Raw genomic sequence first — 20,973 nt, 5'->3', positions numbered from 1 at the left:
TAAAGCGCTTGAAGCCATCCATTGATTCATCATGACGACACAGCGCAAAGGCATCATTTTGGCTGGCGGCTCCGGCACCCGTCTGCACCCTGCCACCCTGGCCATCAGCAAACAGTTGCTGCCGATCTACGACAAGCCCATGATCTACTACCCGCTGAGCACGCTGATGCTGGCGGGCATCCGGGATATTCTGATCATCAGCACCCCGCAGGATACGCCGCGCTTCGAGCAACTGCTGGGCGACGGCAGTCAGTGGGGCCTGAACCTTCAATATGAGGTGCAGCCCAGCCCGGATGGCCTGGCCCAGGCCTTCCTGATTGGCGAAAAATTCCTCAACGGCGCTCCCAGCGCCCTGGTGCTGGGGGACAACATCTTCTACGGCCACGACTTCCAGCCGCTGCTCAAAAAGGCGGATGCGAGGCAGAGCGGCGCCTCGGTGTTTGCCTACCATGTGCAAGACCCCGAGCGCTATGGCGTGGCCGAGTTCGATGTCGACGGCAAGGTGCTGTCGCTCGAAGAAAAGCCCAAGCAGCCCAAGAGCAACTATGCGGTCACCGGCCTGTATTTTTACGACGAGCAGGTGGTGGAGCTGGCCAAGCAGGTCAAGCCTTCGGCGCGGGGTGAGCTGGAGATCACGGATCTCAACGGCATGTATCTGCAGCAAGGCAAGCTCAATGTCGAGCTGATGGGTCGAGGCTATGCCTGGCTGGACACCGGTACCCATGACAGCCTGCTCGAAGCCGGGCAGTTCATCGCCACCTTGCAGCAGCGCCAAGGCCTGAAAGTGGCCTGCCCGGAAGAAATCGCCTATCGCCAGAAATGGATTGATGCCGCTCAGTTGGAGAAGCTGGGCCAGGCGCTGGTCAAGAATGGCTACGGACAATATCTGCTGCAGGTGCTCAAGGAAAAGGTGCGCTTATGAAGTTCACGTCTTTGGCGATTCCCGATGTCTTTCTGATCGAGCCCAAGGTGTTTGGGGATGCGCGCGGCTTTTTTCTGGAAAGCTTTCGCCAGGACCTCTTCAACCAGGCGACGGGCACTAACTACGCGTTCATTCAGGACAACCACAGCCGCAGCAGCAAGGGCGTGCTGCGTGGGCTGCATTATCAGCTGCCGCCCCATGCCCAGGGCAAGCTGGTGCGTGTGATCTCCGGCGCGGTGTTTGATGTGGCCGTGGATATTCGCCGCAGCTCGCCCACTTTTGGCCAATGGGTGGGGGCGGAGCTGAGTGCCGAGAATCACCACCAGCTCTGGATTCCGCCGGGCTTTGCGCATGGCTTTGTGGTGCTCAGTGACACGGCGGACTTTGTGTACAAGACCACGGCCTACTACGCGCCGGAGTCGGATCGGGGCCTGCTCTGGAACGACCCCGACATCGCTATTGCGTGGCCACAGCTCGATACCGCTTTTTCCCTGTCCGAAAAGGATAGGCATCAGCCTGCATTCAAGCAGGCCGAACTGTTCGATTAGTTCTTTCTTGATTCGGCCATCTGCAGAAATGGCTGAATCAGCTGCGCATCGCGCCGCTCTCGCAGGCAGTACAGGTATTCGGGAAGACAGGGGACCTCGCCTTCCAGATCCAGAACGACCAGGTCCGGATGGGCCGATGCTTCGTGCCGCGCAAAAATGCTGATGCCCATCTGGCGTATCACGGCTTCGCGTATGGATTCGCGGCTGGCAATTTCCAGAATCCGGTGCGGGCTGACCTGGGCGGCTTCCAGCATCTGCTCGGTCATCTGCCGGGTCATGGAGCCGCGCTCGCGCAGGATCAGCGTGTTCTTTGCCAGATCCTTGATGGCTACGGACTTCTGCCCGGCTAGCGCGTGTTGCCGGTGCACGACCAGGGCCAGTGGGTCGCGCCCCAGCTCCAGGCGCAGCAGGCGCGGGTCGGTGTCCAGGTGCGAAGAGGTCGCCAGATCCACCTGGTACTCGGCCAGCGCCTGAATCATCTGGCGCGAATTGCCATTGACGATGCTCACCTCCACCAGCGCATATTGCTGCTGATAGCGCTTGACGATGTCCAGCACATAGTAGGGCGCTGTTGCGCCTATGCGCAGCTGACCCTGGTTGACATGGCCTGACTGGCGCAGCGCCGATTCGATCTGGGCCGACTGCAGCAGCAGCTTCTCTATTTCCGGCAGCAGCTTCAGGCCCGCATCGGTGATGGCCAGCCTTCCGCTCTGGCGCGTGAACAGCTCGACCTCATACAGCTCCTCCAAGGCCTTGATCTGCGCCGTGACCGTGGGCTGGCTCAGCCCCAGCTGGCGCGCTGCCTGCGTGATGCTGCCGAGGCGGGCGACCCAGAAGAAGGATTTGAGCTGTGTGGCAAACATGACAAGGTCTTCAAGAAAGCGGTGCCCGGATTTCACCATGAACGCTGCGAACGGCAATGTGCAAGCGTTGCTTTGATTTCAATAGCTTCTTGCGCATATATAAGAAAGTTTTTAGATGGTTTTATATATAAATATGATGCGGGTAAAGCGCAATGTGCTTCTGATTTAATAGCATCTCGACGGCCAACACTGGCGCGGCGCGATGACTACAAAGTTTGCTGATGACATCCGTGGCAGATTTCAGTTCTATGACACCAGCGTTTCACAGTGAGTTTCTACAGTTCCCTCATGCCGCAAATGATCGCGTTGGTCGGGCGGCAACGATCAATTCAAGGGACTGTTATCCATGCGCCACGCTTTTGCACCCGCCACTCGCCGCTTCACCTTGATCGCCTTTGCCGCAGTTGCCACGGCCTTGCTGGGCCTCACTTCCGCGGCCCACGCCAGGACCGATCTGCTCGTGTATTCGGCCCTGGAGGCCGACCAGATCAAGGCCTACAAGGCGGCTTTTGAAAAAGCCCATCCCGACATCGAGCTGAAGTTTGTGCGCGAGAGCACGGGCATCATCACTGCGCGCCTGCTGGCCGAAAAAGCCAATCCCCAGGCCGATGTGATCTGGGGCGTGGCCGCCACCTCGCTGATGCTGCTGGACAAGCAAGGCATGCTGCAGCCCTATGCGCCCAGGAACGTGGCCAAGGTGCGCTCCAGCATGCGCGATGCGGCAGCCACGCCGACCTGGGTGGGCATGGATCTGTGGTCGTCCGCCGTCTGCTTCAACACCGTGGAAGGCGAAAAACGCAAGCTGCCCACGCCTGCCAGCTGGGCCGACCTGACCAGGCCCGAATTCAAGGGCGCGATCACCATGCCCCACCCCGCGTCCAGCGGCACCGGTTATCTGATGGTGGCCGCCTGGCTGCAGATGATGGGCGAGGACAAGGGCTGGGCCTATATGGATGCGCTGCACCAGAACATCGGCGTCTACACGCACAGTGGCTCCAAGCCCTGCCGCCAGGCCGGCGCGGGCGAGTTTCCCGTGGGCCTGAGCTTTGAGTACCGGGCCAACAAGACCAAGAAGGACGGGGCGCCCATAGACATCGTCTTCCCCAGGGAAGGCCTGGGCTGGGATGTGGAGGCCACGGCCATCTTGAAGGCCAGCAAAAAGCAGGAGGCTGCCAAGGCCCTGGCCGACTGGGCGGTGACGCCCGATGCCAACAAGCTCTATGCGGCCAACTTCGCCGTACTGGCTCTGCCCGAGGCCCAGGAAAAACACGAATTCATTCCGGCCGACCTGGAAAAGCGCCTGGCCAGAAACGACTTCAACTGGGCAGCGGCCAATCGCGATCGCATTCTTTCCGAATGGAACCGCCGCTACGAGGCCAAAGCGGAGAAGAAGTAACACCCCCTGAGGCGCTTCGCCTGGGCGGCGCTGCCGCTTCCCCCTCTCTGGCGCTGCGCGCTGGAGGGGGACGACACCAGCGCGGCGGGGCGGCCCTTGCGCGGTGTCTCTGGGTTGGGGCGCGCCGGTATCGACCGGTATGCGCTCTGGTGGAAATAGTAGGCCGTCCGTTTTTGCAGGTGAAAGAGATACATGCTGCGCATAGACCATATTGCCAAGCAGTACAAGGAAACGCCGGTGCTGCGCGGCATTGACCTGGCAGTGGATAGCGGCGAGTTCGTCAGCCTGCTGGGCCCTTCGGGCTGCGGCAAGACCACGCTGCTGCGCATTCTGTGCGGCATCGAGCAGGCCGACGCGGGCCGCATTCTGTTTCAGGGGGACGACATCACGCGCTGGCCCGCCGCGCGCCGGGGCTTTGGCGTGGTGTTCCAGAGCTACGCACTGTTCCCTAACCTGACGGCGGCCCAGAATGTGGCTTTCGGCCTCAAGGGCCAGCCTGCGGCGCAAGTGCAGGCCCGGGTGCAGGAGATGCTGGCTCTGGTAGGCCTGGACGCCCAGGCGCAGCGCTATCCGGCGCAATTGTCGGGTGGCCAGCAGCAGCGCATTGCGCTGGCCCGTGCACTGGCGCCGCGCCCGCGCCTGCTGTTGCTGGACGAGCCGCTGTCCGCGTTGGATGCCCAGGTGCGCACCGAGCTGCGCAGCGAAATCCGCCAGTTGCAGCGCCAGCTGGGCATTGCCTGCGTGATGGTCACGCACGACCAAGAGGAGGCTTTGTCGATGGCCGACCGCGTGGTGCTGATGCACCAGGGCCGTATCGAGCAGCAGGGCTCGCCCGAGCAGCTTTATGCCCGACCCGTCAGCCATTTTGCGGCCGGCTTTGTGGGACGCATGAATTTGCTGCCCGCCGTGGCCGAGTCGGGCGATGCGGTGCGCGTGGGTGAGGGGCGGCTTGAATGCTGCACTGCCGGCTTTGAGGCCGGTGATGCCTTGCTGGTGGGCGTGAGGCCCGAAAGCGTCGTGCTGCACCCGGCCCAGCCCGCAGCGCTGCCCAATCTGTTCCGGGCGCGGGTGGTGGAGACCTCGTTCCTGGGCTCGCTGGTGTTGGTGCGTGTGTTCAGCCCCACGCTGCAATGCCAGATCGAGGTGCAATGGCCGCTGCGCCATGACGCGCGCCTGCCCGACTGGCTGCAGGGCGAGGTGCTGGTGGAGTTGCCGGCTGCTGCGCTGCAGTCGCTGGCAGCGCCCGAGATTCTGCGAAAGGCGGCATGAGCATGGATGCCTCTTCTTCTGCGCTGCCCGTGGGGAGCTACGCGCCCGCAGCAGCATCACACCAGCAGCAAGGCACCGGCCCTGCGGCGCCACGGCAAACGCGCTTTTTCCATTGGGAAAAGCTGTGGCTGGGCGCGCTGGTGCTGGGCCTGCTGTGCGCGCTGCTGGTGGCCATTGCACTGCCCGTGGGAGCCCTGCTGGGCCGCAGCTTTGTGTCGGCCGATGGCAATTTCTCGGGCCTGGCCCAGTACCTCGCCTACGCGCAAACGCCGGGCGTAGGCCAGTCGCTGTTCAACAGCCTGTGGCTGTCGGCCATCAGCAGCACTTTGTGTGTGGCCCTGGCCTATGGCTATGCCTATGGCGTGATGCGCAGCTGCATGCCGCTGGCCAGGCTCTTTCGCGCGATTGCCCTGGTGCCTCTGCTGGCGCCGTCGCTGCTCATGGCCATCAGCCTGATCTATCTTTTTGGCGCCCAGGGTCTGCTCAAGAGCTGGTTGGCGGGGGGCACGGCCTACGGCCCGTTTGGCATCATCATTGGCTCGGTGCTGTGGACGTTTCCGCATGCGCTGATGATTCTGTGCACCACGCTGGCCTCGGGCGATGCACGCTTGTATGAGGCCGCCGCCACACTGGGCGCAGGCCGCTGGCGCAGCTTCTGCCAAGTCACGCTGCCAGCCAGCCGTTATGGACTGATGATTGCCTGGATCGTGGTGTTCGTCCTGGTGGTCACCGACTTTGGTGTGCCCAAGGTGATTGGCGGCAACACGCAGATGCTGGCCACCGATATCTACAAGCAGGTGATTGGTCAGCAAAACCTGTCCATGGGAGCCGTGGTGGCCATGCTGCTGCTGGTGCCTGCGGGCCTGGCCTTGGCGGCCGAGCGCCATTTGCGTGCCCGGCAGGCCGCTGTCATGAGCGTGCGGGCCGTGCCTCTGGTGCCGCAGCCCTGTGCGCCGCTTGACCGTGCGCTGCTGGTGTATTGCAGCCTGATGGCTTTGGCGCTGCTGGCGGTGATGGGAGTGGCCGTGCTGGCATCCCTGGTCAGCTTCTGGCCCTACAACCTGAGCCTGAGCTTCAAGCACTACCAGTTCGACCTGATGGATGGCGGCGGCTGGGCCAGTTACGCCAACTCGCTGACCATGGCCGTGGCCACGGCGGCAACCGGCGCGCTGCTGAGCTTTCTGAGCGCCTATCTGGTGGCCAGGCCCACGGGCTGGCGTCGTGCGCGCCAGTGGCTGCACGCGGTGGCCACGCTGCCCATGGCGGTGCCGGGACTGGCGCTGGGTCTGGGCTATATCCTGTTCTTCAATTCGGGCAGCAATCCACTGCACTTTCTGTACGGCTCCATGGGCATTCTGGTGCTGTGCTCGGTGGCGCATTTCTTCTCGGTGGCGCACATCACCCAGCTCACTGCCTTGCAGCAGCTGGACGCCGAATACGAACGCGTGGCTGACTCCATGGGCGTGCCGTTCTGGACGCTGCTGTGGCGCGTGCACCTGCCCGTGTGCCTGCCTGCGTTGATGCAGGTGGCGGGCTACTTCTTCGTGAATGCCATGACCACGGTGTCGGCAGTGGTCTTTTTGTATTCGCCCGAAACCACACTGGCCTCGGTGGCCGTGCTGGCCATGGACGACGCGGGCGATACCGCTCCCGCCGCCGCCATGGCCACGCTGATCTTTGCGACCGCAGCCGCCGGTCGCCTGCTGATTGCGCTGCTCGATGCCTGGCTGCAGCGGCGTACCCAGCACTGGCGCCAGCGCTGAGGGCTTTGTCCTCATCACTTGATTTCCTGAATGTCTCTCGCTGCATCGCCATGGCGCTGCGGCAGGGATTGGGCTTGTCTGCTTTTCCTGTAACGCTATGAAAAACTACGATCTGATCGTCGTCGGCGCCGGCATTGTCGGCCTGGCGCATGCCTATACCGCTGCCGCGCACGGCCGCTCTGTGCTGGTGATAGAGCGCGACGGCGCCAGCCTGGGCGCCTCGATTCGCAACTTCGGCTTTGTCACCATCACCGGCCAGCGAGCCGGTGCCCATTGGCGGCGCGCCATGCGCTCACGCGATGTCTGGGCCGATATTGCCCCCAAGGCCGGTATCGATGTCCTGCATTCCGGCCTGTGGCTGACGGCGCGCCGTCCTGCTGCAGCTGCTGTGCTTGAGGCATTCATGCACACCGAAATGGGCGCAGGTTGTGAGCTGCTGACGCCAGCCCAGGCCGCGGCGCGCCATCCGGCGCTGCGCACCCAAGGGCTGCAATCCGTGCTCTACAGCCCGCATGAGCTGCGCGTGGAGTCGCGCACCGCCATCCCGCAACTGGGCCTGTGGCTGCAGCAGGCGCTTGGAGTGGATTTCGCCTATAGCGAAAGCGTGACCGAAGTGGCAACGCCGCGCGTCACCACCTCGCGAGGTATTTACCATGCCGAACGTGTGGTGGTCTGCAACAACGCCGATCCGGGCGGGCTGTTCGCCAGTGAATGGACTGACCACAAAGTGCAGCTGTGCCAGTTGCAGATGTTGCGCGTCAAGCCGCAAGCAGGCTTCAAGCTTGAAGGATCAGTCATGGGGGATCTGAGCCTGGTGCGCTACGAGGGCTATAGCGCGCTGCCCGAAGCCGCTGCACTGCGCGCTCAGCTGGAGCTTGAGGAGACGCAAAGCCTGAAGCACGGCATCCACCTGATTGCCGTGCAAAGCGCCGACGGCTCGCTCGTGGTGGGCGATTCGCACCACTACGCCAGCGCACCCCAGCCTTTTGCCAGCGAAGCCGTCGACCAGCTCATGCTGCGCCATATGCACGAGGCGCTGCATATCGACAAGGCCCAGGTGGTGGAGCGCTGGACGGGCATCTACCCCTCCAGTGCCGAAGCCCCTTGTTTGGTCAAAGCGCCCGATGCCGCGACACGCGTGGTGGCGGTGACCAGCGGCTCGGGCGCGAGCACGGCGTTTGGTCTGGCTGAAGAGGTATGGAAAGCTTGGTAGTTGCTACGGATTGAATAGCTGCTAGCGCTTGTCAGTTCTCGAATGTCGGGTGAATGAAATCAATATCGAGATCTATTCAGCGCTAGCAGCTATCAATGCATGAGCGTCACTGCTGCACAAACAGCGGCGCAATCAGCACCAGCAGCAAGATTACGGCCAGCACGGCAAACATGATCTTGACCCAGCTGTAAGGCCGCTCGCCCGCAATCTGGCCGGTATAGCCATTGGCCACGATCTGGTAGGTCTTGCTGCCATAGGTGTAGCCGACCAGCCAGACCGGCACCAGCGTGTGCTTGAAGCTGCGGCCCGAGTACTGGCGCTGGACCTGCAGATTGCGCTGCGTGTCGCCCGGCACCTCACGCGAGCACATGCTGCGCAGCTGGCCGTCCATATCTTCCTCATTGATCCTGGCTGCCTTGGAGAGGTCCACCTGGTAGCGCTCCACCGTCCAGCCGCGCACGAACTCCGGGCTGTAGGGCTTGAGGTCGGTGGTGGTCGGGAAAGGCTCCACCTGGCGCAGCAGATGGGCTTGCACGCCCACCGTGCCGGGCACCAGCTCATCGTCGAAGAAATGCTGCAAGCTGCCCGATGCCGGCTCCCAGCGCACATGCTGGACCTGGCGGGTCTGCAGATTGCCGTTGCCGTCGCGATAGGACTCGGTGGTGTAGTAGTAATAGCCGGCCTCTGCCCACCACTGTGCGCTGGCGTGGGCGTCAAAGGTCCAGTAGGGCAGATAGACACCGTGCAGCGTGTCCGTCAGCGCGGCGCTCTTGAGCTTGCTGGGCGCAAACCAGCGGCTGCCATACCACTGGCGGATCTTGTCGCGAATCTGGCCGTCGCTGATCTTGAACGGCAGAATGCTCTGCGGCGTGATGGCGTCGCTGCGCTCTTCATGGGCGACGATGGCCGGCGAGCCGCAGAAGTCGCAGCGCTGGGCCACATGCTTGCCGAGAAATACGGAGATGGCGCGGCAGTTCTGGCACTGCACCTCGTAGCGCTCGTCCGAGCCCCAGCCGCGACCGCTGGCCGGGTTGCGCAAGGCCTCGGCCAGATCCTGCTCCACCACGGCGCGTCCCAGCTCGGGCTGTGTCTGCTCGCTCCAGGGAACGACGGTGCCGCAGTAAGGGCATTTGAGCGACTGGGCCTTGGCATTCCACTCCAGATTGCCACCACATTCGGGGCAGACATGCTTGCCCACCATGGAGGGGGGCGCCGTCTCGGAGATAGGGGTGAATGCAGATCCGGAAGAGCGAGAGGAAGAAGCGGGTGTGGCCACGGCAAAAACGGGTTCAGGCGGCAGTAGCGGCTGGATGAGTTTCGTAGAAGGTCACGCAGTTGCCATCCTCGTCGAGAAGGCTGAATTCCTGGGTGCCCCAGGGCTGCTGGCGCAGACCGCCGTTGGGGTGAACCGCATTCTCGGCCAGACACTGCGCATGCAGGGCGGCAATTCCCGCCACCTGGATGCGGCAGCTGGTCTGCCTGGGAATCTCCGGGTCCTGGCAGGCCCAGAAGTGCAGCTCCAGTCCACCCAGCGAGACGATGGCGTACTCGGCGGGCTGGACGTGGACGGTTCTGGCGCCCAGCACGCGGGCGTAGAAAGCCACGGTGCGCGCCATGTCCAGCGATGCCAGCACCGGAGTGGTGCTGATGAAAACCGGTTTGTGTTCACTCATGACGTGCACCCGATGCCATCGGTTGCGGATCAGCCGCGCAGGAACTCGTCCAGCGCAGCCTGGGCGATGCGCCACTGGCTGCCGATCTGGCGGGCCTTGAGGTTGCCGGCCTGGATTTCGGCCAGCACATCTGCCTCGGCCACGCCCAGCACCTGGGCCGCCTGGGCGGGGGTCAGGACCTGCAGGCCGGCGGCGGCCGGGGCGGTAGGCGTCTGGGCGGCTTGGGCCGCTGCTGGCGAAAAGGGGTCTGCCACAGCAGCGCCCGGGCCGCCTGCAGCGCCGCCGCCGCCCTGCATGCCCTTCATCATTTCCTGGGCCATGCCAAAACCCATGGCCATGGTGGCCGGAATGGTGGCTGCGGCAGCGCCTTCGCCGCCGTTGGCCATGGCCTGGCCCATCTGGTATTTCACATAGTCGTTGAGGTTGCCGATGGCGCCCATGCTGGAGCGCTTGTCGATGGCCTGCTCCACCTCGGGCGGCACGGAAACGTTTTCCAGCAGGAAACTGGTGATCTCCAGGCCGTATTTCTCGCTGACGGCGGGGTTGATGAGCTGCAGCAGTGCGTCGCCCAGCTCGCTGTAGCGCTGGGCCACATCGAGTGCCGGCACCTGGGCCTTGGCCAGGGCTTCGGAGAAGATGCTGACAATGCGCGAGCGCATGGTGTCGGCAAACTCGTCGATGCGGAAGTTCTGGTCCGTGCCCGCCACCTCCTTGAGGAACAGGGCGGCGTTGGTGATGCGGAAGTCATAGGTACCGAAGGCGCGCAGACGGATCACGCCAAAGTCCTTGTCGCGCATCATGATGGGGTTGGAGGTGCCCCATTTGTTGCCCGTGAACAAGCGCGTGTTGATGTAGTAGACATCGCACTTGAAGGGAGAGTTGAAGCCGTACTTCCAGCCGCGCAGTGTGGACAGAACCGGGATGTTCTGCGTGGTCAGCAGATGGCGGCCCGGGTTGAACAGGTCTGCAAACTGGCCTTCGGAGACGAACTGAACCTGCTGCGACTCACGCACGATGAGCTGGGCGCCGTTCTTGATTTCCTTGTCTTCATCAGGCCAGCGATACGACAGCGTGTCGCGCGAATCATCGGTCCATTCGATGATTTCGATCAGTTGCTTGGTGATGATTTTCATGAAATCCATGACGTGCTCCGAAAGAGGATGACGGGAAAGGAATCATTCTAGGAGGCAAACCGCAGCAGCCGGCATCCGGGATGCATGGCAGTTGCACGGAAATTGTTAAAAAGTGAGCACACTGCGCTCGATATTCAATAGTTTCAGGGTCAATTGATGCTGTATCTACCTATTCATGAGTGGTAAGTGCTAGCGTTTTGTTTCTCACATTTTGAAATCACCGGCTGGAGCCCCTTCGTGAAAATGCCCGCTGTGGGGCCGCGCAGACAGACTACGTCCGTGATCAGTGGCACAGACTTAGAATCTAGCGCTTATGCGGTCGATACCGCCCAGAACACCTCTTAATGAAGATGCCGCCCGCAATCGCCAGTGATTGCAGACGCGCGAACGTATACAAGTCATGCTGACCTTCCAACAAATCATTCTGAAACTGCAGTCCTACTGGGCCGAACAGGGCTGTGCATTGCTCCAGCCCTATGACATGGAAGTCGGCGCCGGTACCTCGCACACCGCCACCTTTCTGCGCGCCATCGGCCCCGAGCCATGGAAGGCCGCTTACGTGCAGCCCAGCCGTCGTCCCAAGGACGGCCGCTATGGCGAGAACCCCAACCGCCTGCAGCACTACTACCAGTTCCAGGTTGTTCTGAAGCCTGCGCCCGACAACATCCTGGAGCTGTATCTGGGCTCGCTCGAAGCCCTGGGCTTCGATCTGAAGAAGAACGACATCCGCTTTGTCGAGGACGACTGGGAGAACCCCACGCTGGGCGCCTGGGGTCTGGGCTGGGAAGTCTGGCTCAACGGCATGGAAGTGACCCAGTTCACGTATTTCCAGCAGGTCGCCGGCATCGACTGCAAGCCCGCCACCGGCGAGATCACCTACGGGCTGGAGCGTCTGGCCATGTATCTGCAGGGCAAGGAATCGGTATACGACCTGGTCTATACCGACGGCCTGTCCTATGGCGACGTGTTCCACCAGAACGAAGTGGAGCAGTCCACTTACAACTTCGAGCATTCGAATGCCGAGTTCCTGTTCAGCGCCTTTGCGGCCCACGAAGGCACGGCCAATCAGCTGATCGACGCCCAGCTGGCGCTGCCCGCCTATGAGCAGGTGCTCAAGGCTGCCCATACCTTCAACCTGCTGGACGCCCGTGGTGCCATCTCGGTGACCGAGCGCGCTGCCTATATCGGCCGCATCCGCAACCTGGCCCGCGCCGTGGGCAAGAGCTATCTGGACAGCCGCGCGCGCCTGGGCTTCCCCATGGCACCCAAGGCCCATGCCGACGAGGTGCTGGCCGAGCTGGCCAAGGCTGCGGAGCAGGCAGCGAAGAAGGCCGCTTGAACCTGCCTGAGCCGCTTTCACGCTACCACCGTCCCACATTCCAAAATATCAGCAGCCAGCCTTGATATAGCAAGCGCTGGCTGCTATCAAAATTATCATGAACGCATCGAATCTACTGGTTGAACTGTTTGTCGAAGAGCTGCCGCCCAAGGCGCTGCAAAAGCTGGGTGACGCTTTTGCCGCCGTCATCTTCGAGCAGCTCAAGGCCCAGGGACTGCTGGCCTCGACCGAGTCGCGCCTGACCGCCTACGCCTCGCCCCGCCGTCTGGCCGTGCACATCACTGAAGTACTGCCCCAGGCAGAAGACAAGGCTGTCTCGCAAAAGCTGATGCCTGTCTCCGTGGCGCTGGATGCCGAGGGCAAGCCCACGGCGGCACTGCTGAAAAAGCTGGCGGCCCTGGGGGCCGACGAATCCGCCGTGGCCGCTCTGAAGCGCCAGGGCGAAGGCAAGGCCGAAGCCCTTTTCTACGAATCCACTGCCAAGGGCGTGCTGCTGACCGATGGCGTGCAAAAGGCGCTGGACGAAGCACTGGCCAAGCTGCCCATTCCCAAGGTCATGCGCTACCAGTTGCAGGACGGCTGGACCAGCGTGCACTTTGTGCGCCCGGCCCACGGCCTGGTTGTGCTGCATGGCACCCAGGTGCTGATCGGCGTGAAGGCCCTGGGCCTGACGGCCGGTGCCGCCACGCATGGCCACCGCTTTGAAGCCGCTGTGGACCCCGTGGTCATCCAGAACGCCGACAGCTATGCCGAGCAACTGCGTGAGGAGGGCTCCGTGATCGCCGGCTTTACCGAGCGCCGTGCCGATATCGCCCGCCAGTTGCAGGCGGCTGCCGAACGCATTGGTGGCGACGTGCGCCCCATCGACGACCCGGCCCTTCTGGACGAGGTGACGGCCCTGGTCGAGCGCCCCAATGTGCTGGTCTGCGAATTCGAGAAAGAATTCCTGGCCGTGCCTCAGGAATGCCTGATTCTGACCATGAAGGCCAATCAGAAGTACTTCCCGCTGCTGGACGCCAATGGCAAGCTGACCCATCAGTTCCTGATCGTCAGCAACATCCAGCCCCAGGACGCTTCGGCTGTGGTCGGCGGCAACGAACGGGTGGTGCGCCCCCGTCTGGCCGACGCCAAGTTCTTCTTCGACCAGGACCGCAAAAAGACCCTGGCCAGCCGCGTCGAGCAGCTGGACAAGGTGGTCTATCACAACAAGCTGGGCACGCAGGGCGAGCGCATTGCCCGCGTACGTGCCATCGCCAAGAGCATTGCCCAGCAGCTGGGCAACTCCGAGCTGGGTCGTCTGGCCGATCAGGCCGCCATGCTGGCCAAGACCGATCTGGTCACCGACATGGTGGGTGAGTTCCCCGAGCTGCAAGGCATCATGGGTCGCTACTACGCCCAGAACGACGGCCTGGATGTGGCCGTGGCCGATGCCATCGAAGACCACTACAAGCCCCGCTTTGCCGGCGACGAACTGCCGCGCGGCGATGTGGGCGTGATCGTGGCCCTGGCCGACAAGCTCGAAACCCTGGTCGGCATGTTCGGTATCGGCAACCTGCCCACGGGCGACCGCGATCCCTTCGCCCTGCGCCGCCATGCGCTGGGCGTGATCCGCATGCTGGTCGAAAAGGATCTGGAGTTGGATCTGGAAACCCTGCTGGTCAGCACCTTGCCCGCCTTTGGCGACAAGATCCAGGATGCCACGCCTCAGCTGGTCGAGTTCATCTACGACCGCCTGGCCAATATGTTCCGCGAACAAGGCTACAGCGCCCAGGAAGTGGAGGCCGTGCTGTCCCTGCAGCCCCAGCGCCTGTCCGACGTGCAAAAGCGCCTGGAAGCCGTGCGCGCCTTTGCTGCCTTGCCCGAAGCTCCTGCTCTGGCCGCGGCCAACAAGCGCGTGGGCAATATCCTGAAGAAGGCCGAAATCGACGTTCAGCCGCAGGTGAACGACGCGCTGCTGGTGGAACAGGCTGAAAAAGACCTGTATGCGGTGCTGCAGCAGGTGGCACCCAAAGCTCAGCAACAGTTTGCAGCAGGTGATTACACCGCCAGCCTGCAAACCCTGGCAGGATTGCGCGCTCCGGTTGATGCCTTCTTCGAACACGTCATGGTCAACGCCGAGGATCCTGCGCTCAGAGCGAATCGTTTGGGTCTGCTGGCCACATTGCATGAAGCCATGAACCGGGTGGCCGATCTGGCGCGACTGGCGTCTTAAGCTTTCCCTTTTACTGTTAGCTTGTCAGGCGCACGCGGGCGTGCGCCTGCTGCTTTTGCTTTATGTGACCCATGAATCCACATATAGATCATCCGTCCTCTCTATACGGCATGTTTTCCACCCTATGGCGTAATAGGCAATTGATTGCACGTATGACGCGCCGGGAGGTGGTTGGCCGTTACCGTGGTTCCGCCATGGGCTTGCTGTGGTCCTTGTTGACCCCTTTGTTCATGTTGGTTATCTACACCTTCGTTTTTTCCGTGATATTTAAAGCCCGATGGGGTGGAGATATGCAGGAGGGGCGCGGTCAGTTTGCCACCATTTTGTTTGCCGGCTTGATTGTGCATGGACTATTTGCCGAAGTGCTTAATCGTGCCCCGCAATTGGTTTTGGCCAATGTCAACTACGTTAAAAAAGTGGTATTCCCGTTGGAGGTATTACCTGTTGTTCAACTGTTGGCGGCCAGCTTTCATGCGTTGGTAAGCTTGGCCGTATTGCTGGTTGCGCAGTTTTGGCTAAACCATACCATTCCGTGGACGGCGCTGTTGTTCCCGGTGGTTGCCTTGCCTTTATTGTTGCTGACTTTGGGGTTGGCTTGGTTGCTTGCTTCGTTGGGCGTTTTTGTGAGGGATGTGGGGCAGGGTATCAGTTTGATTACCAGCGTATTGCTCTTTACCGCCCCCGTTTTCTTTCCCTTGCAAGCTCTGCCTTCTGCATTACGCCCATGGATGCAACTCAATCCTTTGACGTTCATTATTGAGCAGACACGCAATGTCTTGATTTTTGGGAAATTTCCTGATTGGTCAGGGATAGCTCTATATAGCTTGGTCGCATTCTTGGTCGCAGGGATGGGCTTCAAATGGTTCCAGAAAACACGCAAAGGATTTGCCGATGTCCTCTGAAAAGGCAGAAGTGGCCATCCGCGTCCACGGACTAGCCAAACATTACGAGATATACGATACCCCGGGGCAACGTCTGCGGCAATTCACGCTGCCGCGACTACAGCGCTGGCTAGGCATGCCGCAGCGTCAGTATTATCGGCAGTTCCAAGCCTTGAACGATATTTCCTTGGAGGTGCATAAAGGTCAAACGGTTGGCATCATCGGACGCAATGGTTCGGGTAAATCCACCTTGCTGCAGATTATTTGTGGAACTTTGTATCCATCAGCGGGAGATATTGAAGTAAACGGCAGGGTTGCAGCCCTTTTAGAATTGGGGTCGGGATTCAATCCTGAGTTTACGGGGCGCGAGAATGTTTACTTCAATGCCAGTGTCTTAGGGCAAGATGAGACGGTCACCCGCACCAGATTCGCTGAGATAGAAGCTTTTGCAGATATTGGTTCCTTTATTGACCAACCGGTAAAGACCTATTCCAGCGGAATGTTGGTGCGCTTGGCATTTGCTGTGATAGCCCACGTTGATGCCGATATTCTGGTAATTGACGAGGCCTTGGCGGTGGGGGATGCCTTTTTCACGCAGAAATGCATGCGCTTTTTGCGTGAATTCATGCAAAAAGGTACCGTGCTATTTGTCAGCCATGATCTTGGCGCTGTAAAAAATTTGTGCAGCGATGCTATTTGGATAGACCGGGGCTGTTTGCGTTACAGCGGTGACTCGCGCATTGCATGCGATCAATACATGGAAGAGCTTTTTGGCCATGTACAGGATGAGGCTGATACCCGGGTGGTCAATGCTCCCAAGCCTGCCGATTCCAAGGACCTGCCCGCAAGGCATGGCTCGGAGTCTCGCCATCAGAATGTTGCTCCAATCGTGAAAGATGTTCGCTCTGATTTGATAGATCGTTCGACTTTACGCAACGATATCCAGGTCTTTGACTTTGATCCGGCAGCCAAGTCTTACCACACGGGATTGGCCACCATTCAAGATGTCAGCTTCTGCAATTTGCAGGGGAAACCTCTGGCTTACATTGTGGGTGGAGAGACCGTAGTGTTGCAGATTCGTGTGCATGTGAAGGATGCCATTGAATCACCTATTGTCGGTTTCTACGTCAAGGATCGTTTGGGGCAAAATTTGTTTGGCGATAATACGTGGCTGAGTTATTGCGATCAGGCGCAGACAGTTCCCGCCGAGCATGATTTGCTGGCCCGCTTCGTTTTTGACATGCCGCGGCTGCACGTGGGTGACTATTCGATTACCGTGGCCTTTGCTCAGGGTACTCAGGAATCCTTTGTGCAACACCACTGGATACACGATGCTTTGCATTTTGTGTCTCAGACCAGCAGCGTTGCAGGAGGCCTTGTCGGCATACCAATGCAGGAAATTTCCATGGAAATTTCCCAAGATATCGATGTCTCTGCTCAGGAGGCGGTATGAGTAGCCTTTCGGCGGACGTGTCAGCTCCCGCACTCTCACTGATTGTCGTGGCCTACAACATGGCCCGGGAATTACCGCGTACCCTCTATACCTTGAGTTCCCAATACCAGCGTGGCATTGCTCCTCAGGACTATGAAGTCATCGTCGTGGATAACGGCTCGGATCAGCCCGTGGATAGCGCCATGTGGGCCTCCTGGCAGGCTTGGCCGGGACAGTTTCGACTGCTGCGTATTGATCAGGCGAGTCACTCGCCTGTCGATGCCATCAATCAGGGCTTGGCACAGGCCAGAGGAAACTGCATAGGCGTCATGATTGATGGCGCGCGCATGTGCAGTCCGGGCTTGCTGGCTCAGGCCTTGCAGGCCTGCAAGGGGATTGATGGGGCGGTGGTCGGCGCGCTGGGCTGGTACCTGGGGCCGGATTTTCAGCGTCAAGCCATGGTACGCGGCTATGACCAGCAGCGAGAGGATCAACTGCTGGCCAGCATCGATTGGAAAAGCGATGGCTACCAACTCTATACCATCGCTTGCATGGATGAATCCTCCATGGATGGATGGTATGCGCCGGTCGCTGAATTCAATGCCATTTTCATGCATCGCCAGCGCTGGCTGCATCTGGGCGGGTACGACCTGGGGTTTGATATGCCGGGAGGTGGCCTTGCCAATCTTGACCTGTGCAAAAGAGCGCTTGAGCAAGAGGATGCCCAGGGCGTGCTGCTGCGTGGCGAGGCTACATTCCACCAGTTTCATGGCGGTACGGCGACCAATGCCAGTCTCAAGCAAGCCATAGACGACTGGAATCGCTGGTGCGAGCACTACCAAACGTTACGTGGCAAGGCCTACGAGCTGCCCAGGCCAGGCAGGCCTATCTTGCATTTCGGTAGCCTGCCAGAGCCCGTGCGTCTGCATTATCTGAGGGCTCTGGCCTTTGGCTCGCAGCCCTCGGCGAGACAGCATCCTCCTTTGGGAATCGGTTTTGACCTGGCGTGCTGGGCCATGCCTGATGCCGTCTGGAACGAGGGCGATATTCCCCGCGTGTCTCAGGCACAGGCTTTGGCAGTGGCGCAATTGCTGCGCCATGCCCTGCAGCAACGTCTATACCACGATCTGGTGCAGACCTGCCGCTGGCTGTACCAGTATTACCCGGCCTGGAAGGCGCCAAGCCACCTGCTGCGTCTGCTTGCCCCTTGGTTACCTCATGGTCCAGGCCCCTTGGAGGAAGTAGCTGCTTCTCCCTTATTGCAGGCGGTGCAATCCGTGCTGGATGGCTCCAGAGCCCTCGGCTATGTCACTGTGGCCGGCGCAACTGAAGCCACAGGCAATTGGATTGCCACCACGCCCCCAACCTTGAATTACTGCTCTGAAGCGACATCGCGCATGACCTCTGTAAGCTCTTTTTCCACTTTGTTGAATTCTTCGGCCCTCTTGGAGCCGCATCATCTGACCCATCCAGCACCATGGGCGGGGCACATCGCCTTTGCCGGCTGGTTGCTCGCCATTCAGCAGCCGCGTACCTTGGTGGAACTGGGTACCTATTCCGGCATCTCCTACCTGGCGTTTTGCCAGGCCATCGCCGAAAACCGGCTGCCTACGCGCACTTGGGCGGTGGACACATGGCAGGGGGATGCGCATGCGGGTGCCTATGATGAAAGCATCTACCAGGCCCTGCGGCGGGCGCATGACCCGCATTACACGGGTTTTTCTACGCTGCTGCGCATGACGTTTGACGAAGCACTGCCGTACTTCGAGGAGGGATCCGTCGACCTGCTGCACATTGACGGCTTGCACACCTATGAAGCAGTACGCCACGATTTCGAGACTTGGCTGCCCAAGCTCTCCGATCGGGGCGTGGTGTTGTTCCACGACACGAACGTCTTTCGCGATGACTTTGGCGTGCACCGCTTGTGGGCCGAGCTCAGTCAGCGTTATCCCAGCCTGCACTTTACGCATAGCAATGGTTTGGGAGTGCTCTTGGTTGGTTCCCGGCAGCCGGACGAGTTGCAGCAACTGTGCGATGCGACCAACACCGAACTGCAGCAGCAGGCCCAGGCGCTGTTCGCATCCTTGGGTGCCCGGCTGGAGCGGCGTGCGGACGTGCTCATGCTCAATATCCAGTTGCAGGATGCGGAGCACCGTGCGGCGCGCGAGCAGGAGGCGGGCGGCCAGCGTCATCAGTGGATCGAGAAGCTCGACGGAGACATACGGGCTCTCTCCGGGCAAGTCCGGGAGCGCGATGCGCAGTTGGAGGAAAGCGGGCGGCAATTGCATGAGCGAGCCAGGCAACTGCAGGAGCGCGAGAGGCAATTGAATCATGCGGGGCAGGAGCTGCAGGCGCTCTACCGTTCGCGTAGCTGGCGTGTAACGTCCGGATTGCGTGCCATGGGGGGCGTCGCTCGCCGTCTAGGGGTCGCCCAGGTGCTGCGGCGAGCGCGCAACGCCTTGCGCTATGTGATGCGTGGTGACATCGGCGGGCTGCTGCAGCGCGCCCGCCAGCTTCGTCATGAGCGGCAACGCCATACGCATCTGGCTCGGCTGAGTGGCGAAGGGGTGCAGATCGGCATCATGGCCACGACGCACACCATGTTCATCGCCCATCTGCTGGAAAACGCTCTGGCGCAGGCTGGGCTCCAGGTTCAAATCGTGGATCAGCCTCAAGGCAGCAAGGACTTCGTGCTGGACTGCTACATCGTCATCTGTCCACAGATGTTCCAGCACCTTCCTCCGGGGCACCAGCGTATCGTTTTCCAGATGGAGCAAGGCGTCAGTTCCCGCTGGTTCACTCCCGAATACATCGGAATGCTGGAAAGCTCCTTGGCGGTGCTGGACTATGCATCGGCCAACTTGCCTTTCCTGGCGGACAAAGGGGTGGCCTATCCCCATGTATTCCTGCTGCCTGTAGGGGGCTTGCCCGACTATCCGCAATATCTGCGCCAGCACGGGCATGCCGTGGCAGAGCCTGTTTCCGAGCCGCAGTACGACGTACTTTTTTATGGCGACGTCAATGCGCCCCGGCGCCAGGCCATGTTGCAGGCGCTTGGCCAGCGCTTCAAGCTGCGAGTGGAGGGCAACCTTTTTGGACCGCAATTGCACCAGGCCATGCAAAGCGCTCGGCTGGTGGTCAATATCCACTATTACGAAGGCGCATTGCTGGAGACCACGCGCATCTATGAATGTCTATCGCTCGGCGTGCCCGTGGTTTCGGAAAGCAGTGTCGACATGCAGGACCACCAGCTTCTGGTCGAGAGCGGTGCGGTGACCTTCGCCCCGGTGGGTGATGCCCAGGCCTTGATCCAGGCGGTGGCCGACCAGCTGGAGCGGATCCGCAGTGCTCCTCAAGCGGTGATGCAGGCCTGTCAGAGCGCTCAGGCGGCTGGCAGCCAGCATTTCGCCTTCATGCTGTATCGGGCGCTGTATGCGCTCAAGCTGCTGAGCCATGAACAGTGGCAAAAAGCGACGGATCACCTGACTCTGCCAGGGCAGCGCATGGTGTTGGGGCTTCCCGAAACGTGGCAGCGTCGCAAGCACTTCATGCAAACCACGGCAGCAGCGCTGGGGCAGGACGCCCACTTGTTTGACGGCGTACGCTATACCCCGGGGTGGATGGGGTGTGCGCTGAGCTACCAATATCTGGCCCGAAAGTGCTTGCAGGCGGGCTGGCCCTGGCTGGAGGTTTCCGAGGACGATGTGTCGTTAGGGGGCGACTATGCGGCTCGGCGCGCCATCATCGAACAATGGCTTCATGCCAACGAGGGACAGTGGGACATATTTTCCGGATTGATCGCCCAGGTCCATCCAGACACCCGCGTGCTGGCGGTGCATGAGTACCAGGGGCAGCGTCTCGTGGTGATCGACCGCATGATCAGTACCGTGCACAACATCTATGCGGAGGGTGCCTTGAAAGCCCTGGCTCAGTGGGATGCAAGCAACACCGATGCACACAGCAACACCATCGACAAGTACATGCAAGGCCACCAAGGCCTGCGGTTGGTGGTGGCCTTGCCCTTCCTGGTGGGGCATGAAGAAGACGTGGCGTCCTCGCTCTGGGGCTTCAACAATGTGCAGTACACCGACATGATCGCCCAGGCCCAGGCTCAGCTGGAGCATATGGCGCATCTCTATACGCAGCAAGTCCAGGCACAGTGAACCGGCTGGTCTCTTGGAACGTGTCCACGACTTCCTCGGCGCCGCGCCCGAAAAGGCAGCGGCCCGAAGGAATGGGGCGAAATCGGGCGATTTCTTTGCACTGCGGCTTACTTGCACCCGGTGCCTCGAACTCACCCCGATGACATCCCAACGCGGTTGAGGCTTG

General features: G+C 60.9%; 15 protein-coding genes. 11 read left to right on the top strand and 4 right to left on the bottom strand.

Going from position 1 to position 20,973, the window contains the following annotated elements; translation table 11 throughout:
- Positions 1 to 31 precede the first annotated feature (31 nt).
- Positions 32 to 922: a glucose-1-phosphate thymidylyltransferase RfbA gene (rfbA, locus tag AC1RTQ_RS02795; RefSeq protein ID WP_492874135.1), complete on the top strand. Its 891-nt coding sequence runs from the start codon at positions 32 to 34 to the stop codon at positions 920 to 922.
- Positions 919 to 1,470: a dTDP-4-dehydrorhamnose 3,5-epimerase gene (rfbC, locus tag AC1RTQ_RS02790; RefSeq protein WP_492874134.1), complete on the top strand. Its 552-nt coding sequence runs from the start codon at positions 919 to 921 to the stop codon at positions 1,468 to 1,470. The genes rfbA and rfbC overlap by 4 nt, the downstream gene beginning before the upstream one ends.
- On the opposite strand, the gene AC1RTQ_RS02785 is transcribed toward rfbC, so the two are convergent.
- Positions 1,467 to 2,333 carry a LysR substrate-binding domain-containing protein gene (locus AC1RTQ_RS02785; RefSeq protein WP_492874133.1) on the bottom strand — a complete coding sequence of 289 codons (867 nt, stop codon included), beginning with the start codon at positions 2,331 to 2,333 and terminating at the stop codon, positions 1,467 to 1,469. The genes rfbC and AC1RTQ_RS02785 overlap by 4 nt on opposite strands.
- A gap of 346 nt (positions 2,334 to 2,679) precedes the next feature.
- On the opposite strand from AC1RTQ_RS02785, the gene AC1RTQ_RS02780 reads away from it, so the two are divergent.
- The 4 genes from AC1RTQ_RS02780 to AC1RTQ_RS02765 all read left to right on the top strand — a co-directional run bounded on the left by AC1RTQ_RS02780 (position 2,680) and on the right by AC1RTQ_RS02765 (position 7,974).
- The gene (locus AC1RTQ_RS02780) at positions 2,680 to 3,729 is read left to right on the top strand and encodes a putative 2-aminoethylphosphonate ABC transporter substrate-binding protein (protein WP_492874132.1); all 1,050 of its coding nucleotides are present in this window, start codon (positions 2,680 to 2,682) and stop codon (positions 3,727 to 3,729) included.
- Positions 3,730 to 3,921: 192 nt separating this feature from the next.
- Positions 3,922 to 4,998: an ABC transporter ATP-binding protein gene (locus AC1RTQ_RS02775; RefSeq protein ID WP_492874131.1), complete on the top strand. Its 1,077-nt coding sequence runs from the start codon at positions 3,922 to 3,924 to the stop codon at positions 4,996 to 4,998.
- A gap of 2 nt (positions 4,999 to 5,000) precedes the next feature.
- Positions 5,001 to 6,761, top strand: a complete 1,761-nt coding sequence (locus AC1RTQ_RS02770) for a putative 2-aminoethylphosphonate ABC transporter permease subunit (protein ID WP_492874130.1) — start codon at positions 5,001 to 5,003, stop codon at positions 6,759 to 6,761.
- Between the two features lie 97 nt (positions 6,762 to 6,858).
- Positions 6,859 to 7,974: a TIGR03364 family FAD-dependent oxidoreductase gene (locus AC1RTQ_RS02765; RefSeq protein WP_492874129.1), complete on the top strand. Its 1,116-nt coding sequence runs from the start codon at positions 6,859 to 6,861 to the stop codon at positions 7,972 to 7,974.
- Between the two features lie 106 nt (positions 7,975 to 8,080).
- Here the strand turns inward: AC1RTQ_RS02765 and AC1RTQ_RS02760 are convergent, their stop codons facing one another.
- The 3 genes from AC1RTQ_RS02760 to AC1RTQ_RS02750 all read right to left on the bottom strand — a co-directional run bounded on the left by AC1RTQ_RS02760 (position 8,081) and on the right by AC1RTQ_RS02750 (position 10,789).
- Positions 8,081 to 9,175, bottom strand: a complete 1,095-nt coding sequence (locus AC1RTQ_RS02760) for a TFIIB-type zinc ribbon-containing protein (RefSeq protein ID WP_492874128.1) — start codon at positions 9,173 to 9,175, stop codon at positions 8,081 to 8,083.
- Positions 9,176 to 9,263: 88 nt separating this feature from the next.
- On the bottom strand, positions 9,264 to 9,647 hold the full coding sequence (locus tag AC1RTQ_RS02755; RefSeq protein WP_492874127.1) for a bleomycin resistance protein: 384 nt from the start codon (positions 9,645 to 9,647) through the stop codon (positions 9,264 to 9,266).
- Positions 9,648 to 9,676: 29 nt separating this feature from the next.
- The gene (locus AC1RTQ_RS02750; RefSeq protein WP_492874126.1) at positions 9,677 to 10,789 is read right to left on the bottom strand and encodes an SPFH domain-containing protein; all 1,113 of its coding nucleotides are present in this window, start codon (positions 10,787 to 10,789) and stop codon (positions 9,677 to 9,679) included.
- Positions 10,790 to 11,180: 391 nt separating this feature from the next.
- Between AC1RTQ_RS02750 and glyQ the strand changes: the two genes are divergently transcribed.
- The 5 genes from glyQ (at position 11,181) to AC1RTQ_RS02725 (ending at position 20,807) form a co-directional block, all read left to right on the top strand.
- Entirely contained in the window at positions 11,181 to 12,119 is a 939-nt protein-coding gene (gene glyQ, locus AC1RTQ_RS02745; RefSeq protein WP_003068041.1) for a glycine--tRNA ligase subunit alpha, read from the top strand.
- A gap of 97 nt (positions 12,120 to 12,216) precedes the next feature.
- Positions 12,217 to 14,331: a glycine--tRNA ligase subunit beta gene (gene glyS, locus AC1RTQ_RS02740; protein ID WP_492874125.1), complete on the top strand. Its 2,115-nt coding sequence runs from the start codon at positions 12,217 to 12,219 to the stop codon at positions 14,329 to 14,331.
- A 71-nt stretch (positions 14,332 to 14,402) separates the two neighbouring features.
- Positions 14,403 to 15,233 carry an ABC transporter permease gene (locus tag AC1RTQ_RS02735; RefSeq protein ID WP_492874124.1) on the top strand — a complete coding sequence of 277 codons (831 nt, stop codon included), beginning with the start codon at positions 14,403 to 14,405 and terminating at the stop codon, positions 15,231 to 15,233.
- On the top strand, positions 15,223 to 16,665 hold the full coding sequence (locus tag AC1RTQ_RS02730) for an ABC transporter ATP-binding protein (protein WP_492874123.1): 1,443 nt from the start codon (positions 15,223 to 15,225) through the stop codon (positions 16,663 to 16,665). The genes AC1RTQ_RS02735 and AC1RTQ_RS02730 overlap by 11 nt, the downstream gene beginning before the upstream one ends.
- Positions 16,662 to 20,807: a class I SAM-dependent methyltransferase gene (locus AC1RTQ_RS02725; RefSeq protein ID WP_492874122.1), complete on the top strand. Its 4,146-nt coding sequence runs from the start codon at positions 16,662 to 16,664 to the stop codon at positions 20,805 to 20,807. Before AC1RTQ_RS02730 ends, AC1RTQ_RS02725 begins: the two co-directional genes overlap by 4 nt.
- The last annotated feature ends 166 nt before the right edge of the window (positions 20,808 to 20,973 follow it).

The organism is Comamonas sp. GW821-FHT11H03 (genome assembly GCF_058807955.1).
Note: the sequence above shows the minus strand (reverse complement) of the source record. Positions and strands in the feature narration are given on the sequence as shown.

Bases quoted from the DNA above. Each gene is read 5' to 3' on its own strand.
- AC1RTQ_RS02730 (WP_492874123.1), top strand. From the start codon at position 15,223: ATGTCCTCTGAAAAGGCAGAAGTGGCCATCCGCGTCCACGGACTAGCC.
- AC1RTQ_RS02735 (WP_492874124.1), top strand. From the start codon at position 14,403: ATGAATCCACATATAGATCATCCGTCCTCTCTATACGGCATGTTTTCC.
- AC1RTQ_RS02770 (WP_492874130.1), top strand. From the start codon at position 5,001: ATGGATGCCTCTTCTTCTGCGCTGCCCGTGGGGAGCTACGCGCCCGCA.
- AC1RTQ_RS02780 (WP_492874132.1), top strand. From the start codon at position 2,680: ATGCGCCACGCTTTTGCACCCGCCACTCGCCGCTTCACCTTGATCGCC.
- glyQ (WP_003068041.1), top strand. From the start codon at position 11,181: ATGCTGACCTTCCAACAAATCATTCTGAAACTGCAGTCCTACTGGGCC.
- AC1RTQ_RS02775 (WP_492874131.1), top strand. From the start codon at position 3,922: ATGCTGCGCATAGACCATATTGCCAAGCAGTACAAGGAAACGCCGGTG.
- glyS (WP_492874125.1), top strand. From the start codon at position 12,217: ATGAACGCATCGAATCTACTGGTTGAACTGTTTGTCGAAGAGCTGCCG.
- AC1RTQ_RS02760 (WP_492874128.1), bottom strand. From the start codon at position 9,175: ATGGTGGGCAAGCATGTCTGCCCCGAATGTGGTGGCAATCTGGAGTGG.
- rfbC (WP_492874134.1), top strand. From the start codon at position 919: ATGAAGTTCACGTCTTTGGCGATTCCCGATGTCTTTCTGATCGAGCCC.
- AC1RTQ_RS02785 (WP_492874133.1), bottom strand. From the start codon at position 2,333: ATGTTTGCCACACAGCTCAAATCCTTCTTCTGGGTCGCCCGCCTCGGC.
- rfbA (WP_492874135.1), top strand. From the start codon at position 32: ATGACGACACAGCGCAAAGGCATCATTTTGGCTGGCGGCTCCGGCACC.
- AC1RTQ_RS02755 (WP_492874127.1), bottom strand. From the start codon at position 9,647: ATGAGTGAACACAAACCGGTTTTCATCAGCACCACTCCGGTGCTGGCA.
- AC1RTQ_RS02750 (WP_492874126.1), bottom strand. From the start codon at position 10,789: ATGGATTTCATGAAAATCATCACCAAGCAACTGATCGAAATCATCGAA.
- AC1RTQ_RS02765 (WP_492874129.1), top strand. From the start codon at position 6,859: ATGAAAAACTACGATCTGATCGTCGTCGGCGCCGGCATTGTCGGCCTG.
- AC1RTQ_RS02725 (WP_492874122.1), top strand. From the start codon at position 16,662: ATGAGTAGCCTTTCGGCGGACGTGTCAGCTCCCGCACTCTCACTGATT.